This window comes from Streptomyces mirabilis (genome assembly GCF_039503195.1).
In the GTDB taxonomy this organism is placed as follows: domain Bacteria; phylum Actinomycetota; class Actinomycetes; order Streptomycetales; family Streptomycetaceae; genus Streptomyces; species Streptomyces mirabilis_D.
Genome location: NZ_JBCJKP010000001.1, coordinates 1,273,826 through 1,287,373 on the forward strand (window position 1 = coordinate 1,273,826; position 13,548 = coordinate 1,287,373).

General features: G+C 71.5%; 13 protein-coding genes and 1 pseudogene. 8 read left to right on the top strand and 6 right to left on the bottom strand.

Annotation, left to right across the window (positions count from 1 at the left end):
- The first annotated feature begins 54 nt into the window (after positions 1-54).
- On the top strand, positions 55-1,254 hold the full coding sequence (locus AAFF41_RS06415) for an MFS transporter (RefSeq protein ID WP_343323638.1): 1,200 nt from the start codon (positions 55-57) through the stop codon (positions 1,252-1,254).
- Here AAFF41_RS06415 and AAFF41_RS06420 read toward each other — a convergent pair.
- Complete coding sequence (locus tag AAFF41_RS06420; protein WP_343326260.1) at positions 1,174-1,677, bottom strand: SbtR family transcriptional regulator; 504 nt, start codon at positions 1,675-1,677, stop codon at positions 1,174-1,176. The two genes, AAFF41_RS06415 and AAFF41_RS06420, sit on opposite strands and share 81 nt — an antisense overlap.
- An 88-nt stretch (positions 1,678-1,765) precedes the next feature.
- Here AAFF41_RS06420 and AAFF41_RS06425 point away from each other — a divergent pair, with 88 nt between their 5' ends.
- Positions 1,766-2,794 carry an aldo/keto reductase gene (locus tag AAFF41_RS06425; RefSeq protein WP_319746029.1) on the top strand — a complete coding sequence of 343 codons (1,029 nt, stop codon included), beginning with the start codon at positions 1,766-1,768 and terminating at the stop codon, positions 2,792-2,794.
- A 32-nt stretch (positions 2,795-2,826) separates the two neighbouring features.
- On the opposite strand, the gene AAFF41_RS06430 is transcribed toward AAFF41_RS06425, so the two are convergent.
- Together AAFF41_RS06430 and AAFF41_RS06435 are read right to left on the bottom strand one after the other, a co-directional pair.
- Entirely contained in the window at positions 2,827-3,681 is an 855-nt protein-coding gene (locus AAFF41_RS06430; protein WP_343323639.1) for a GNAT family N-acetyltransferase, read from the bottom strand.
- 165 nt (positions 3,682-3,846) lie between these two features.
- A complete protein-coding gene (locus AAFF41_RS06435; protein WP_343323640.1) occupies positions 3,847-4,005 on the bottom strand; it encodes a transposase in 159 nt (52 codons plus the stop codon).
- Here AAFF41_RS06435 and AAFF41_RS06440 point away from each other — a divergent pair.
- Positions 3,984-4,400, top strand: a complete 417-nt coding sequence (locus AAFF41_RS06440) for a zinc ribbon domain-containing protein (RefSeq protein WP_425526111.1) — start codon at positions 3,984-3,986, stop codon at positions 4,398-4,400. The two genes, AAFF41_RS06435 and AAFF41_RS06440, sit on opposite strands and share 22 nt — an antisense overlap.
- A 42-nt stretch (positions 4,401-4,442) precedes the next feature.
- Positions 4,443-4,970: a GNAT family N-acetyltransferase gene (locus AAFF41_RS06445; RefSeq protein WP_343323641.1), complete on the top strand. Its 528-nt coding sequence runs from the start codon at positions 4,443-4,445 to the stop codon at positions 4,968-4,970.
- A 76-nt stretch (positions 4,971-5,046) separates the two neighbouring features.
- Here AAFF41_RS06445 and AAFF41_RS06450 read toward each other — a convergent pair whose 3' ends face one another.
- The gene (locus tag AAFF41_RS06450; protein WP_319746022.1) at positions 5,047-5,751 is read right to left on the bottom strand and encodes a chaplin; all 705 of its coding nucleotides are present in this window, start codon (positions 5,749-5,751) and stop codon (positions 5,047-5,049) included.
- A gap of 218 nt (positions 5,752-5,969) precedes the next feature.
- Between AAFF41_RS06450 and AAFF41_RS06455 the strand changes: the two genes are divergently transcribed.
- Together AAFF41_RS06455 and AAFF41_RS06460 are read left to right on the top strand one after the other, a co-directional pair.
- Entirely contained in the window at positions 5,970-7,529 is a 1,560-nt protein-coding gene (locus AAFF41_RS06455; protein WP_343323642.1) for an alpha/beta hydrolase, read from the top strand.
- Positions 7,530-7,642: 113 nt separating this feature from the next.
- Positions 7,643-8,143, top strand: coding sequence for a DUF4232 domain-containing protein (locus AAFF41_RS06460; protein WP_319746018.1), 501 nt, complete (start codon positions 7,643-7,645; stop codon positions 8,141-8,143).
- On the opposite strand, the gene asnB is transcribed toward AAFF41_RS06460, so the two are convergent.
- Positions 8,136-9,977, bottom strand: coding sequence for an asparagine synthase (glutamine-hydrolyzing) (asnB, locus tag AAFF41_RS06465; RefSeq protein WP_319746016.1), 1,842 nt, complete (start codon positions 9,975-9,977; stop codon positions 8,136-8,138). The genes AAFF41_RS06460 and asnB overlap by 8 nt on opposite strands.
- A gap of 368 nt (positions 9,978-10,345) precedes the next feature.
- Here asnB and AAFF41_RS06470 point away from each other — a divergent pair, with 368 nt between their 5' ends.
- Complete coding sequence (locus AAFF41_RS06470) at positions 10,346-11,860, top strand: FMN-binding glutamate synthase family protein (RefSeq protein WP_319746014.1); 1,515 nt, start codon at positions 10,346-10,348, stop codon at positions 11,858-11,860.
- A gap of 4 nt (positions 11,861-11,864) precedes the next feature.
- On the opposite strand, the pseudogene AAFF41_RS06475 reads toward AAFF41_RS06470, so the two are convergent.
- Positions 11,865-12,382, bottom strand: a pseudogene (locus AAFF41_RS06475) (arginine deiminase family protein).
- Positions 12,383-12,436: 54 nt separating this feature from the next.
- On the opposite strand from AAFF41_RS06475, the gene AAFF41_RS06480 reads away from it, so the two are divergent.
- Positions 12,437-13,534: a baeRF3 domain-containing protein gene (locus AAFF41_RS06480; RefSeq protein ID WP_319746012.1), complete on the top strand. Its 1,098-nt coding sequence runs from the start codon at positions 12,437-12,439 to the stop codon at positions 13,532-13,534.
- The last annotated feature ends 14 nt before the right edge of the window (positions 13,535-13,548 follow it).

Below are 13,548 nucleotides of genomic sequence, written 5' to 3' on the forward strand. Positions count from 1 at the left end.
TCCGGGGCAGACGCGCTTGCCTTCACACTGATGTGAAGGTTTCAGCATGGTCGCATGTCGCTCGCACCGCCCGCCAAGGGCACCGCTCCGCCCGCCTCCGGGCTGCCGCTCCCGGGGCTGCTCGCTCTGTCCACGGCCGCCTTCACCGCCGTACTGACCGAACTGCTGCCCGCCGGTCTGCTGCCGCGGATGGCTCCGGCCCTGGGGGTGTCCGAGGGGCGTGTCGGTTTCCTGGTGACCGGTTACGCACTCGCCTCCTTCCTCGCCGCGGTGCCCCTCACGGCCGCGCTGCGCGGGCAGCCGCGCCGCCGGGTACTGACCGGCACCCTCCTGGGTTTCGCCCTCTGCAACGCCGTCACCGCGCTGTCGTCCTGGTACGCGCTCACGTTCGCGGCCCGGCTCGGGGCCGGGGTGATGGGCGGCACGCTGTGGGCGATGCTCGTCGGCTACGCGGCCCGGATGGTGTCCGCCGAGCGGCGCGGCCGTGCCATCGCGATCGTCCTCGGGGGCATCACCCTCGCCCTGTCGCTGGGCGTGCCCGCGGGCACCGCGCTGGCGGACGCCGTCGGCTGGCGCGCGGCCTTCGGTGTGCTGTCCGTGCTCGCCGCGCTCCTCGTGCTCTGGGTGCGGTGGCGGGTGCCGGGCCTGCCCGGCGAACCGACGGACGGGCGGGTACCCCTGCGCCGGGTGGCCGCGCTGCCCGGCATCGTGACCGTCCTTTCCGTGACCCTGCTCCTGCTGCTGGGGCACCAGGTGATGTACACCTACGTCGCCCCCTTCGCCGCGCACACCGGTTTCGGTCATACCGGTGTCGTCCTGCTGGTGTTCGGGGTGGCGACGGTCGTGGGGATCTGGATCGTCGGCGCCCTGGTGGACGCGCACCTGCGCCGTACGCTGCTGACGGCCCTCGCCCTGATCGCCTGCGCGATGGCGGCGCTGGCCGTGTCCGCGGGCGACCCCCTCGTGCTCCTCGTCTCCGTCGCCCTGTGGGGCGCCGCGTTCGGCGGGGCACCGACGCTGATCCAGACCGCGCTGGTCGACGCATCCGGCCCCGCCCACGCCGACGTGGCCACCTCCCTGCAGACCACCGTCTACAACGCCGGCATCGCGGCCGGTTCCCTCACCGGGGGACTTGTCCTGGAGAGCGCGGGAGCCACGGCTCTTCCCTGGACGTCACTCCCACTGATCGCCGCCGCGGTCGGTGTGGTGGCGGTGGGGCGGTGGCGGGCGTTTCCCGCGCGGCGGCCCGCCTGACACCCCGCCCGCAGGGCCCCAGGGTCTGTCCGGACGCCGGTCCTTCAGCGAGTTTCCCGGGCGGGGGCGCCGTAGCGGAGTCCGTCGACGAGCAGGGCGATCATGCGGGGTGTGACCGTTGCCGTCCTCCTGGGCGGGCAGCGTCAGATTGCGCGTGGCGACCAGGAGGTCTTCCGGGTCGACGTCGGAGCGGATCTCGCCGGCCTTCGCCGCGGTGTCCAGGAGCGCGCCGAGGACGGGCATGAAGCGCTGCTGGAAGTAGGAGGGCAGAGTGTCGTAGGCCGGGTCCCCCGAGTGCAGGGCCGCACTGAGTCCGCGTTTCGTGGCGATGAAGCCCGCGAAGCGCTGGAGCCACTTGGCGAGCGCCTCGGCGGGTTCGTAGCGCGCCGCCAGGGGATGCTTCCCCTTGCTAAACCGGAACAGCGTTCCGTATCGTCTAGGTTGAACGCTGTTCCGTTTCCGCCAGCCTCACGCGCCGCGGCGGGCACCGGCCGACGCAACAAGGAGACTCATGAAGCACCGCACACTGGGCCGAACCGGCATCAAGGTCAGCCCGTACTGTCTGGGCGCGATGATGTTCGGCGCCATCGGCAACCCCGACCACGACGACTCCGTCCGGATCATCCACAAGGCGCTGGACGCGGGCATCAACTTCGTCGACACCGCGGACGCCTACTCACGCGGCGAGTCCGAGGAAATCGTCGGCAAGGCCCTCAAGGGCCGCCGGGACGACGTCGTACTCGCCACCAAGGCCCACCTCCCCATGGGGGACGACCCCAACCAGCGGGGCAACTCGCGGCGCTGGCTGGTCCGCGCGCTGGAGGACTCGCTGCGCCGGCTCGGTACCGACCACGTCGACCTGTTCCAGATCCACCGGCCCGCCCCGGACACCGACGTGGAGGAGACCCTCTCGGCCCTCACCGACCTGGTGCGCGCGGGCAAGGTCCGGGCCATCGGCACCTCCTCCTTCCCCGCCTCGGACATCGTCGAGGCGCAGTGGGTCGCCGAGCGACGGGGTCTGATGCGGTTCCGCAGCGAGCAGCCGACGTACTCGGTCCTCAACCGCGGCATCGAGCGCGAGGTGCTGCCCGTCTGCGAGCGCTACGGCATGGGCGCCCTGGTCTACAGCCCGCTCGCGGGCGGCCTGTTGACCGGCCGCTACCGCAAGGACCGCCAGGCCGACAGTCACCGTGCCGCGTTCGGCTTCAAGCACCTCAGCGACGAACGCCGGCTCGACACCGTGGAACAGCTCATCCCCCTGGCCGAGAAGGCGGGGATGCCGCTGACGCACCTGGCCATGGCGTTCGCGATCGCCCACCCCGGCGTCACCTCCGCGATCATCGGACCGCGCACGATGGCCCACTTGGACGACCTTCTCGCGGGCGCGGAGACCACTCTGACCGACGAGATCCTCGACCAGATCGACGCGATCGTGCCGCCCGGCACCGACATCGGGACGCTCGACATGGCCTACAACCCACCCGCCGTCCAGGAGACCGCCCTGCGCCGTCGCCTGCCCGACGAACGCTCCGCGGCGTGAACCAGCGCCCGGCCTGATCCGCCGGACAGGATCTAGCCGAGTTCGAGCGTGGTGACCCCGTAGACGCGCTCGGCGCTGAACGGCCTGACCGGTCCGGTGTACATCCGGGCGGTCTCGAAGGAGGGGGTGAGGCCGAACTCCTCGGCGAGGGCGACGCCCGGCGCGTTCGACTCGGGGATGTCGATGGCGACCTCGCCCCCGGGAGCCTCGGCGGCCAGCGCCAGCAGGAGGGCGCGGGCGTCCTCGGCGGTGTCGGCGAACAGCGGGCCCACGCGCGGGCGGTCGAGGGCGGGCCGGACCACCGCGTAGCCGGTGAGGTGGCCGTCGGCCACGCGGACGAAGGTGCGGTGGCCTGGACCGGTGAGCCACCGCTCCAGGAAGCGGGGTCGGTCGGCCGGGCAGCAGGCACTGTCGTACGCCGCGATCGACGCGAAGTCGGCCGCCGCGGCGGGCCGCGCCCCCGGTGGCGTCTGTGCCGCCGGCACGGTTCCGATGAACCGGACGGTGCGGTGGGCCAGTTCGAAGCCGGACTTGCGGTAGTTGTCCTGCTGCGCCACCACACCGTCCAGACCGACGGTCCTGCCGCCGGCGTGGGCGAGGGCCGTCCTCCAGGTGGTGAGGCCGTGGCCGCGGCCGCGCAGATCCGGTCGTACGAGATAGAAGCCCAGGAAGGCGTAGTCGGCGTCGTACGTCACGACCGACACCGCCGAGACCGGCTGCCCGTCGATCCTGCCGATGAAGAAACCCTCGGGATCCTGGGCGAAGAAGCTCGGTGCGTCGGACAGCCCCGGATTCCATCCCTCGTCCCCCGCCCACCCGCTGATCACCGACCAGTCGTCGAGCGAGGCCCGGGCGACGACGAGATCCGCGGGACCAGGAGAAGTCATGTGCGCGCTCCATTCGCTTGCGGCGGGGGTGCGCGGCGGTCGCCCGCGCCCGCAGCATCCTTCCCGATCTCCACGGGGATTTCAGCTTGATTCTTGCGAGGAACCCCGGGCGTCTACGCCCGGGAGGAATCGCATCCCTGTCGTGGCGGCGGAGCCGCTGAGGGCTCACCCAGGACACTTCTGGCTCTCGATGTACTCCTTGATGACCGTGAGGGGTGCGCCGCCTGCGGAGGCGGCGAGGTAGGACGGAGACCAGAAATGGTCTCTCGACCGTGCGCGCCTGCAACGAGGCCGCCACCTGGGTGAGCGAGACCGCTTTCGCACGCGGGGAGTTCAAGAACTTCGCCCTGCGCAAGCAGGTCTACGGCGAGGTCAAATCCCGCTGGGGCCTGGGCGCGCAGGCCGCATACAAGGCCCGCCGGGCAGGAGTGGCGGTGGCGCACGTCGATCCGGCGTACACCTCCCGCACCTGCGCCGAGTGCGGACACGTGGACAGAGCGAACCGGGTCTCCCAGACCTGGTTCGCGTGCCGGAACTGCGGATTCGTTGCGCACGCAGACCGCAATGGCTCCCGCACCATCCGTGCCAGAGCAGGGGGGTTGTGGCGACGCGGGGCCCCGTCAACGGCCCCCGCCCCACCCCGAACGCCTCGGAGCGGGGCTGGACGCAAACGACACATCACCGTCAGTAATGACCGTTGTGCGAGCCCGGCGCTTTAGCGACGGGTCCTTGGTCCTCCGTCACTCATAGGCTTGTCGTCCATGAGTGTCGATGACGTGATCCTGCGCCCGGTGGCCGAGGACGACCTGCCCGTCATGGAGCGGTTCCTGACGGAACCCGAGACCGCCACGCCCTTCCAGTGGTTCGGCTGGCGGGACCCGGACCGCTGGCGGCGCAAGTGGGCGGAGGACCACATGCTCGGCGACGACGCGGGCTATCTGATGGTCGTGCGCGGCGAGGAGCGCCTGGGCTTCGTCGGGTGGCGGAAGATCCGGCCCACCCCGAGCACGTACTACTGGAACATCGGCATCGGCCTGCTGCCGGAGGCGCGCGGCAAGGGCTGGGGCACGGAAGCCCAGCGGCAGCTCGTCCGTTACCTGTTCGCGCACACGACCGTGGTGCGGATCGAGGCGGACACCGAGGCGGAGAACATCGCCGAGCAACGCGCCCTGGAGAAGGCCGGGTTCACCCGCGAGGGCGTGCTGCGCAGTGTGGGGTTCCGGGACGGCCGGTGGCGCGACGGCATGCGCTACAGCATCCTGCGCGACGACCTTCCCGAGATGCGCTGACGCCGCCCGGGGACCACTCGTGGAAGCCACCCGAACGGGGCCCCACCGGGTCGTGTGCCCGGTGGGGCCTTGCGCGTCAGCGGACCCCCGTGGGCCGGAACCGCCGGTACAGAACGGCCCCGCCCAGCAAAAGGGCGGCGCTCGCGGCGACCGCCGGCATCGTCTGGTCGGCGCCGGTGTGGGCGAGGGAGGCCATCGGCCGCGGCGGGGCCTGGTAGGGCGGCACCTGCGCCCTGGGCGTCGTGTGCGGCCTCGGGGCGGTCTTCACCGGCTGGGGGTGGTCGCCGGAGGTGTTCGTGGACGTGTTCCCCACGGACGCGTTGCCGAGGCCCACCACGCTCACGGAGTTGCCGCTGAGGTTCACCGGGAGGTGCACCGGGAGCTGCAGGCCGTTGCCCGAGAGCACGCCCGGAGAATCCTTTCCGCTCCCGACCGCGACAGCACCGCCGCGTGTGACGGCACCGCCGCGGTCCACGCCACCGGCGCCTTCGCCGCTCCTGCCGTGGCTCCTCCCGCCGACGCCGGGGCCCCCGCCCTCGCTCACGTTCGCACAGCCGTTGCCCGCGGCGGGGTTCAGGAGCCCGGCCACGTTCACGGTGTTGCCGCACACGTTCACGGGAACGTGCACCGGGAGCTGGAGGGTGTTGCCGGAGATCAGCCCGGGCGAAGCCGCCGTGCCGCCGTCCGCCGAGGCGTCGGCGTGCGCCGGCATCGCCACGGCCATCGCGGCGCCCGAGGCGGCGGCCGCGGCGATCAAACCATTTCGGGTAACCCGTTTCATAGGTTCCCTGCCTTCCAGACATGGACGCGGGCACTCGCCCGCACCGCGTAAAACGCGGGAGGACCATCCGACGTTATGGCTGATCGTGCTTTCACCCCATCGAGGGTCACGTTTATCGAACGCCCGCCCAGAGGCGCGCTCCCGGACACCCGCTTATCGTGAGCGAGGAGCTATCCCCCTGGCGCCCGGTACGACGCCGGGCGTCCCTGGAGGCATCCATGCTGTCCGCGCACCAACGCTGGGCGTACGGAGTCTGCGTCGTGACACTGGCCCTGCTGGCGGCGGGTCTGCCCTCGGGGGTGGCGACGGCTGGCGAGGGCCCCGACCTGTCCCGCTTCTACCACCAGCAGATCAAGTGGGGCACCTGCAAGGGCGACGCGATGCCCGCGGATCTGCAGTGCGGGCAGGTGACCGTCCCGCTGGACTACGCGCGCCCGGGCGCCGGGACGCTCGACCTCGCGCTGGCCCGCTACCGCGCCACCGGTCCGTCGAGGGGATCCGTACTGCTGAACTTCGGCGGCCCCGGCGTCCCGGGAGTCCCGCAGCTCGCCACCGGCGGCAAGGACTTCATGCCGCTCACCAACGGCTACGACGTGGTGACCTTCGACCCGCGCGGTGTCGGCCGGTCCTCTCCCGTCAGCTGCGGCGGCGGCATGGGCCAGGGCTCCGACGCGACGGGCGCGGCCACCCACGACAGCAGCCCGGCGGCACTCCTCAAGCAGGTGCGGAAGGACGCCGACGCGTGCGCCAAGCACTCCAGCCCGGTACTGGCCCACATCGGCACGGTCAACGCCTCCCGGGACCTGGACGTGATGCGCCAGGCCCTCGGCGACAAGAAGCTCAACTACCTGGGGTTCTCGTACGGAACTCGCCTGGGCGCGGTGTACGCGAGCCAGTTCCCCGACCAGACGGGCCGCATGGTGCTCGACGGCGTGGACACGCTCACCGAGCCGCTGTCCGAGTCGGGCCTGGTGAGCGCCGAGGGGCAGCAGACCGCCCTGGAGGACTTCCTCACCTGGTGCACCCAGGACACGTCGTGCCCGTTCGGGCAGGATGCGCGCGATGCCCGTCAGCGGGTCGCGCGGCTCGTCGACTCGCTGGACAAGGACCCGGTGCCGACGAACTTCGGGCAGCAGTTCTCCGGCCAGGACCTGGTGGCGACCATGGGTCTGGAACTCTTCGACCGCAAGGGGTGGCCGAAGCTCGAGCGGTCCCTCGCCTCACTCGTCCAGGACGGCGACCCGAGCCCACTGTTGCAGGCGGCCGGGGGCAGCGCCCTGCCCCACGCCACGTACGGCGGGCTGGTCGACCCCGCGAACGTGCCCCCGGACAACCTCGAGAGCGCGCTCCTGGCGATCAACTGCGCCGACGACCCCGATCGGCCCAGCGCCGCACAGCTCACCAAGGAGATCGACGAGCTGAAGGCCGCCTACCAGGAGGCGTCGCCGATCTTCGGCTCCCTCCGCCTCAACGAGCTGCTGATGTGCTACGGCCGCCCCAAGGGCAGCGACTACATCCGCGAGAAGGTACGCGATGTCCACACGCCGAAGATGCTTCTCGTCGGCACCCGCGGGGACCCGGCGACCCCGTACCGCTGGACCGAGGAGACCGCCGAGCGGCTCGGCTCCGCAGCCGTCGTGCTCGACAACAAGGGCGAGGGCCACACCGGCTACGCGTCGTCCAAGTGCGTGCGCCAGAAGGTCACCGACTTCCTGCTGTACGGCTCACTGCCGGACAACGGCAGTTCCTGCGGCCCGGAGGACGCGACGGCCCCCTGAGGGGTCGGACACCACCCGTAGGGCACTTCGGCCGTCACACTGAGCAGGCGTTGCTCACCGTTCGTGACATCGCTGATGACACCGCTCGTGACCGAAACAGGGGGAACCCACCGATGCGCATCCGACCCGTTCTCGCCCTCCCGGCCGTCGCCGTGGCGCTGCTCCTCGCCGTGCCGCAGAGCGGCTCGGCCGCCGCGCGGCCCGCCCGCTGCGCCGAGAAGGCCGTCACCGTCCACGCCCACCGCTCCGGCGACCCCACGCTGCTGCACCTCGGCGTTACCAACCGCTCCACCCGGGCGTGCACCGTCGACCGCATCCCGACCGTCGTCTTCGGGGACCTCGACGGCGCCGCCCTGCCGGTTCCCGCGGGGCGGAGCGGGCCGTACCTGCTCGATGCGGGCCGGACGGCGTACGCGGCCCTGCGGACCATCGCCGACCCGGCGGACCCGGAGGCCCGCCGGGTGGAGGCGATCAGCGTCTCGGCGGACCCCGCGCGCTTCGGCCGTACGTTCACCGCGCGCGAGCTGGGCGTCGGTCGCGTCGTCCTGGTGTGGGAGCCGGTGACCTCGTGGTGGAAGTCCTCGCAGGCGGCCGCCGACCGGGCGCTCAGGTGAGCAGTACGTCCGGGGCGTACATGTCCAGCCACAGCGCCAGGTCCAGGGTGCGCTCCAGGCCCCGCCGCGACGCCTGCGTGATCTGCGGGCTGTCGCGGTGGGCGGCCCGGTGGACCCGCTGCCGGTCGACGAGGTCGAAGACCGGGTGCGCGGGCCGGGCCAGGAGGTCCTTGGCATGGTCCTGGAGGGCGATCGCGTACTTGGGGTCCTGGGTGGACGGATAGGGGCTCTTGACCCTGTCGTACACGGACTTGGGGATCAGGTCGGCGGTCGCCTCCCGCAGCAGGCTCTTCTCCCGTCCGTCGAAGGACTTCAGGGACCAGGGCGTGTTGTAGACGTACTCGACGAGCCGGTGGTCGCAGTACGGCACCCGCACCTCCAGGCCGACGGCCATGCTCGCGCGGTCCTTGCGGTCGAGCAGGACGCGGACGAAGCGGGTCAGGTGGAGGTGGCAGATCCGCCGCATCCGGTACTCGAAGTCGCTCTCGCCGTCGAGCCGCCGGATGCCCGCGACGGCCGTACGGTAGCCGTCGGCGACGTACGACTCCAGGTCCAGCACCTTGGTGAGGTCCGGGCGCAGTACGTCGGCGTCGTCGCCGAAGTCCCGGCTGAACCGGACGAGCCAGGGGAAGGTCTCGGCGCTGCGGGCCCCTTCGTCGAAGAACTGCAGGTAGCCGCCGAAGACCTCGTCCGCCGACTCCCCGGAGAGCGCGACCGTGGAGTGCTCGCGGATGGCCTGGAAGAGCAGGTACAGGGAGGCGTCCATGTCGCCGAAGCCCATGGGGAGGTCGCGCGCCCTGATCACCTTCGCCCGGACGTCGAGGTCGGCCAGGGCGTGCGCGTCGAGGACGATGTCCTGGTGGTCGGTGGCCGAGGCGCGGGCCACGTCGTGCACGAAGGGGGTGTCGGGGGTGCCCCGCAGCTCGTCGGCGACGAAGTGGTCGCTCTGGCCGACGAAGTCGACGGCGAAGCTGCGGACCTTCTCGCCGTGCTCGCCGAGCTGCCGGGCGGCCAGCGCGGTCATGGCGGAGGAGTCGAGCCCGCCGGAGAGCAGGGTGCAGCGCGGCACGTCGGCGACGAGCTGGCGGCGCACGATGTCCTCGAGGAACGAGCGGACGGTGGCGATGGAGGTGTCACGGTCGTCGGTGTGCGGCCGGGTCTCCAGCTGCCAGTAGACGCGGCGGCGCGGACCGGAGCGGTCGACGGTGACGACGGTGCCGGGTTCCACCTCGCGCATGCCGTCCCAGATCGCGTGTCCGGGCGTCTTGACGAAGGTGAACAGCTCGCGCAGTCCGTCGAGGCGGACCCGGGCCGGGGCCAGCGGGTTGGCGAGGATCGCCTTGGGTTCGGAGCCGAAGAGGACGCCGTCGGGAGTCGGACAGTAGTAGAAGGGCTTGATGCCCATGCGGTCGCGGATCATCACGAGCTTGTCGTGCCGGCCGTCCCAGACCGCGAAGGCGTACATCCCGTTGAGCCGCTCGGGGAGCGCCTCGCCCCATTCGAGGTAGCCGCGCAGGACCACCTCGGTGTCGGAGTCGGTCGAGAAACGGTGCCCGCGGTCGGTCAGCTCGCGGCGCAACTCGGTGAAGTTGTAGGTCTCCCCCGAATAGACGAGTGCGACCGTGCCGTCCGGGGTCTCGGCGGTCATGGGCTGGCGTCCGCCGGGCAGGTCGATGATCGCGAGCCGGCGGTGCCCGAGGGCCGCGGGCCCCTCGGTCCAGGTGCCGCGGTCGTCGGGGCCCCGGCAGGACATCGTCTCCGTCATTGCATCCAATGTCTCCGCCTCGGCGCGCAGGTCGCGGTCGAAGGAGACCCAGCCGGTGATGCCGCACATGCGTTACCTCCCGCGTCCGGTTCTGCCGGGAACACCGCGCCAGCCTGCGGTTTCATGGGCGGTCCAGCGCTTCCGCAAAACCAGTTGTATTGAGCAGCTATATGACGAGGTTGTGTCATGTGCGCAAGTGACGTCAACACGTACGTAACCTGACCGGACCAGTCACCCCGACGGTTTCGGCCGCGCTTTGCGTCCCGCGGACGGACGGATCGGCCCGCTGCCGGGCGTCGGCGAACGGGAATCGGCCACGGGCAAAGTCTTCCTCAACATCCGCCGGGGTGCCCGTGGGGGAGATCCTCGGGCACCCGGGCGGCATGCCCGCTTTCGCCTCTTTCCGCCCCATGGGTTTGACTCGTGGTGTGCGCCGGATGCTCTTGCCGCTGTTCGTCGCCCTGGGTGCGGCCGGGGCGCTGGTCCTGGCATGGGCCGTCTCACCCTGGTGGTGGGGGGCGGCCACCGTACTGCTCGCCCTGACCGCGCTCGCCGTCCGGGACCTGGCCCAGCGCCGCCACGCGGTCCTGCGGAACCGTCCCCTGCTCGGCCACCTCCGCTTCCTCCTGCGGCCCGACGACCGTGATGTGCGCGGCCTCGTGTACGAGCGCGCCGGGGGCGTCGAGGTCGAGGAGCCCTTCGGCACCGGGCTTGACCTGTACGGGGACGGGTACGAGTACCTGGAACCGTCGATGCGCCCGGTCGAGATGCCGGACGAGCCGCCCGTGGTGCGTGTCGGTGGCCCGGACTGCACCCAGCCGTACGACATGGCCCTGCTGAACGTCTCCGCGATGAGCTTCGGGGCGCTGTCCTCGCACGCGATCCTGGCGCTCAGCCGGGGCGCTGCGCTCGGCGGTTTCGCGCAGGACACCGGCGAGGGCGGTCTTTCGGACCACCACCTGCGGGGCGGCGGCGACCTGATCTGGGAGATCGGCAGCGGGTACTTCGGCTGCCGCACCCCGGAAGGGGGCTTCGAGGCACGGGAGTTCGCGGACAAGGCCGCCCTGCCGGAGGTCAAGTGCGTGTCGCTGAAGCTCTCCCAGGGGGCGCAGCCGGGCATCGGCGGGGTGCTGCCCGGCGCCAAGGTGAGCACCGAGATCGCCCGGGCCCGCGGGGTCCCGGAGGGCGAGGCGGTGGTGTCACCGCCGTACCACCGGGTGTTCTCGACCCCGCGCGAGCTGGTGTGCTTCCTCGCCCGGATGCGGGAGCTGGCGGGCGGCAAGCCGACCGGCTTCAAGCTCTGCGTCGGCTCGCGCCGCCAGTTCCTCGCCGTTTGCAAGGCGATGCTCGCCGAGGGGGTCTCGCCCGACTTCATCGTGGTCGACGGCGCCGAGGGCGGTACGGGGGCCGCGCCGCCGGAGTTCGCCGCCTCCCTCGGTACGCCCCTGACCGAAGGGCTGATCACGGTGCACAACGCGCTGGTCGGCACCGGGCTGCGCGACCGTGTGCGGATCGGCGCGAGCGGCGGGGTCGCCACCGGTTCGGACATCGTCAAACGGCTGGCGCAGGGCGCCGACTACACGAACGCGGCCCGCGCGATGATGTTCGCACTCGGCTGTCTCCAGTCCCGGCGCTGCCACACCAACACCTGCCCGGTCGGGGTCGCGACCCAGGACCCGCGCCGGGTGCGCGCCCTGGACGTGGCCGACAAGTCGGCGCGCGTGCACCGCTACCAGCGGGCCACGGTCCGCAGCGCGAGCCGGATCATGGCCGCCATGGGGGTACGCGATCCGGCCGAGCTCGGACCGCATCAGCTGCTGCGGCGTACGGACCCGGCGACCGTACGGTCGTACGCGCAGCTCTACGAGTGGCTGGAGCCCGGCGTGCTGCTCGCGGAGCCGCCCGCGTCCTGGGAGGCGGACTGGAAGGCGGCGGATCCGGACGCGTTCTGAGGGTTCAGAACTCCACCGGGTCCCTGATGATGGGGCAGGTCATGCAGTGGCCGCCGCCCCGGCCACGCCCCAGCTCGGCGCCGACGACGGTGATGACCTCGATCCCGGCCTTGCGCAGCAGGGTATTGGTCCGGGTGTTGCGGTCGTAGACCACGCCCGGTTCCAGCGCGGCCGCGTTGTTGCCGCTGTCCCACTGCTGCCGCTCGGAGCCGTACAGGTCCCCGCCCGTCTCCACGATCCGCAGTGCGGACAGTCCGAGGGCCTTGGCGACGACCTCGGTGAAGGGCGTGTGCCCTCGTCGGTGAGTTCGATGCCGGGGGCCTTGTCGCTCGGGCGCAGGGAGAAGGTGCGGACGGCGTCCATGACGGTCGGGTAGAGCGTCACCAGGTCACGGTCGGCGAAGGTGAAGACCGTGTCGGGGTGCATCGCGGAGCGCAGCTTCGGCAGGCCCGCGCCGATCACGTGCTCGGCGGCGCCGTTCTCGAACAGGGCCGGAACGTCATCTGGCGACCTGAGCGACACTAACAATCAATTGCCCCAAATGCCCGATAACTGAATCGGCTCTATCGTGCTGTTATGGAGCACGCACTCAGCCCAGCGACCCTCACCATGCTGCGCAGGCCGCGGCCTTATCCCGCGGTGTCGGTGCTGACGCCCACGCACCGCCGCGAACCCGACAACGCCCAGGATCCGGTCCGGCTGCGCAATGTCGTGGCCGAGGCCAAGAAACAGATCGAGTCCGATCCGGCGGTCACCCGCGAACGCCGCACCGACCTCGTCCAGCAGCTCGACCAGGCCCTCGCCGAGGTCGACCTGGCGCACGCGGAGGAGGGCCTCGCGATCTTCGCGGCGCCCGGCGAGCACCAGGTGTGGTCGCTGGCCCGCACGGTGCCCGAGCGCGTGGTGCTCTCGGACACCTTCCTGACCCGCAACCTCGTCGCCGCGCAGGTCTCGGAGCGGCCGTTCTGGGTGCTCGCGGTGTCGGCGGACCGGGTGACGCTGTGGAACGGCGGCGCCGACCGGGTCACCGAGCAGCGCATCGGCGGTTTCCCGCGGACCCGCAGCCTCGAGGACCCGAACGCCGAGCGCAAGGAGCGCATCGGAGACCTGCCCAGCACCTTCCGCGACGAGCGGACCAAGCACTTCGTGCGGGACGCCGACACCGCGATGAGCGCCGTCCTGCGCGAGGATCCGCGTCCGCTGTACGTCACCGGCGAGACCGCCGCGCTCTCCCTCCTCGACGAGGTCGGCACGGTCACCAAGGACGCCACGCACATCCCGCACGGCGGACTCGCGCACGGCACCCCCGACGCCGTGTGGCAGGCGGTCCGTCCGCTGATCAGTGCCGAGGAGCGCAGGGACACCGACGCGGTGGCCCGGGAGCTCGAATCCGCCCGTGGCCGCAAGGAGTTCGCGGCCGGGGTCGACGAGGTGTGGCAGAACGCCTCCCAGGGCCGGGTCCGCCTGCTGGCCGTCGAGGAGAACTACCGCGTGACGGTACGCGACGACGGCGGCGACCATCTGGTCCCGGCCGAGAGCGGTGATCTGGACGCCCGCGAGGACATCGTCGACGAGATCGTCGAACAGTGCCTGGAGACCGGAGCGGACGTCCGTTTCGTCCCCGACGGCAGTCTCGGTGACGCGAAAGGCATCGCCGGGGTGCTGCGCTACTGATCATTCCGGCAGAC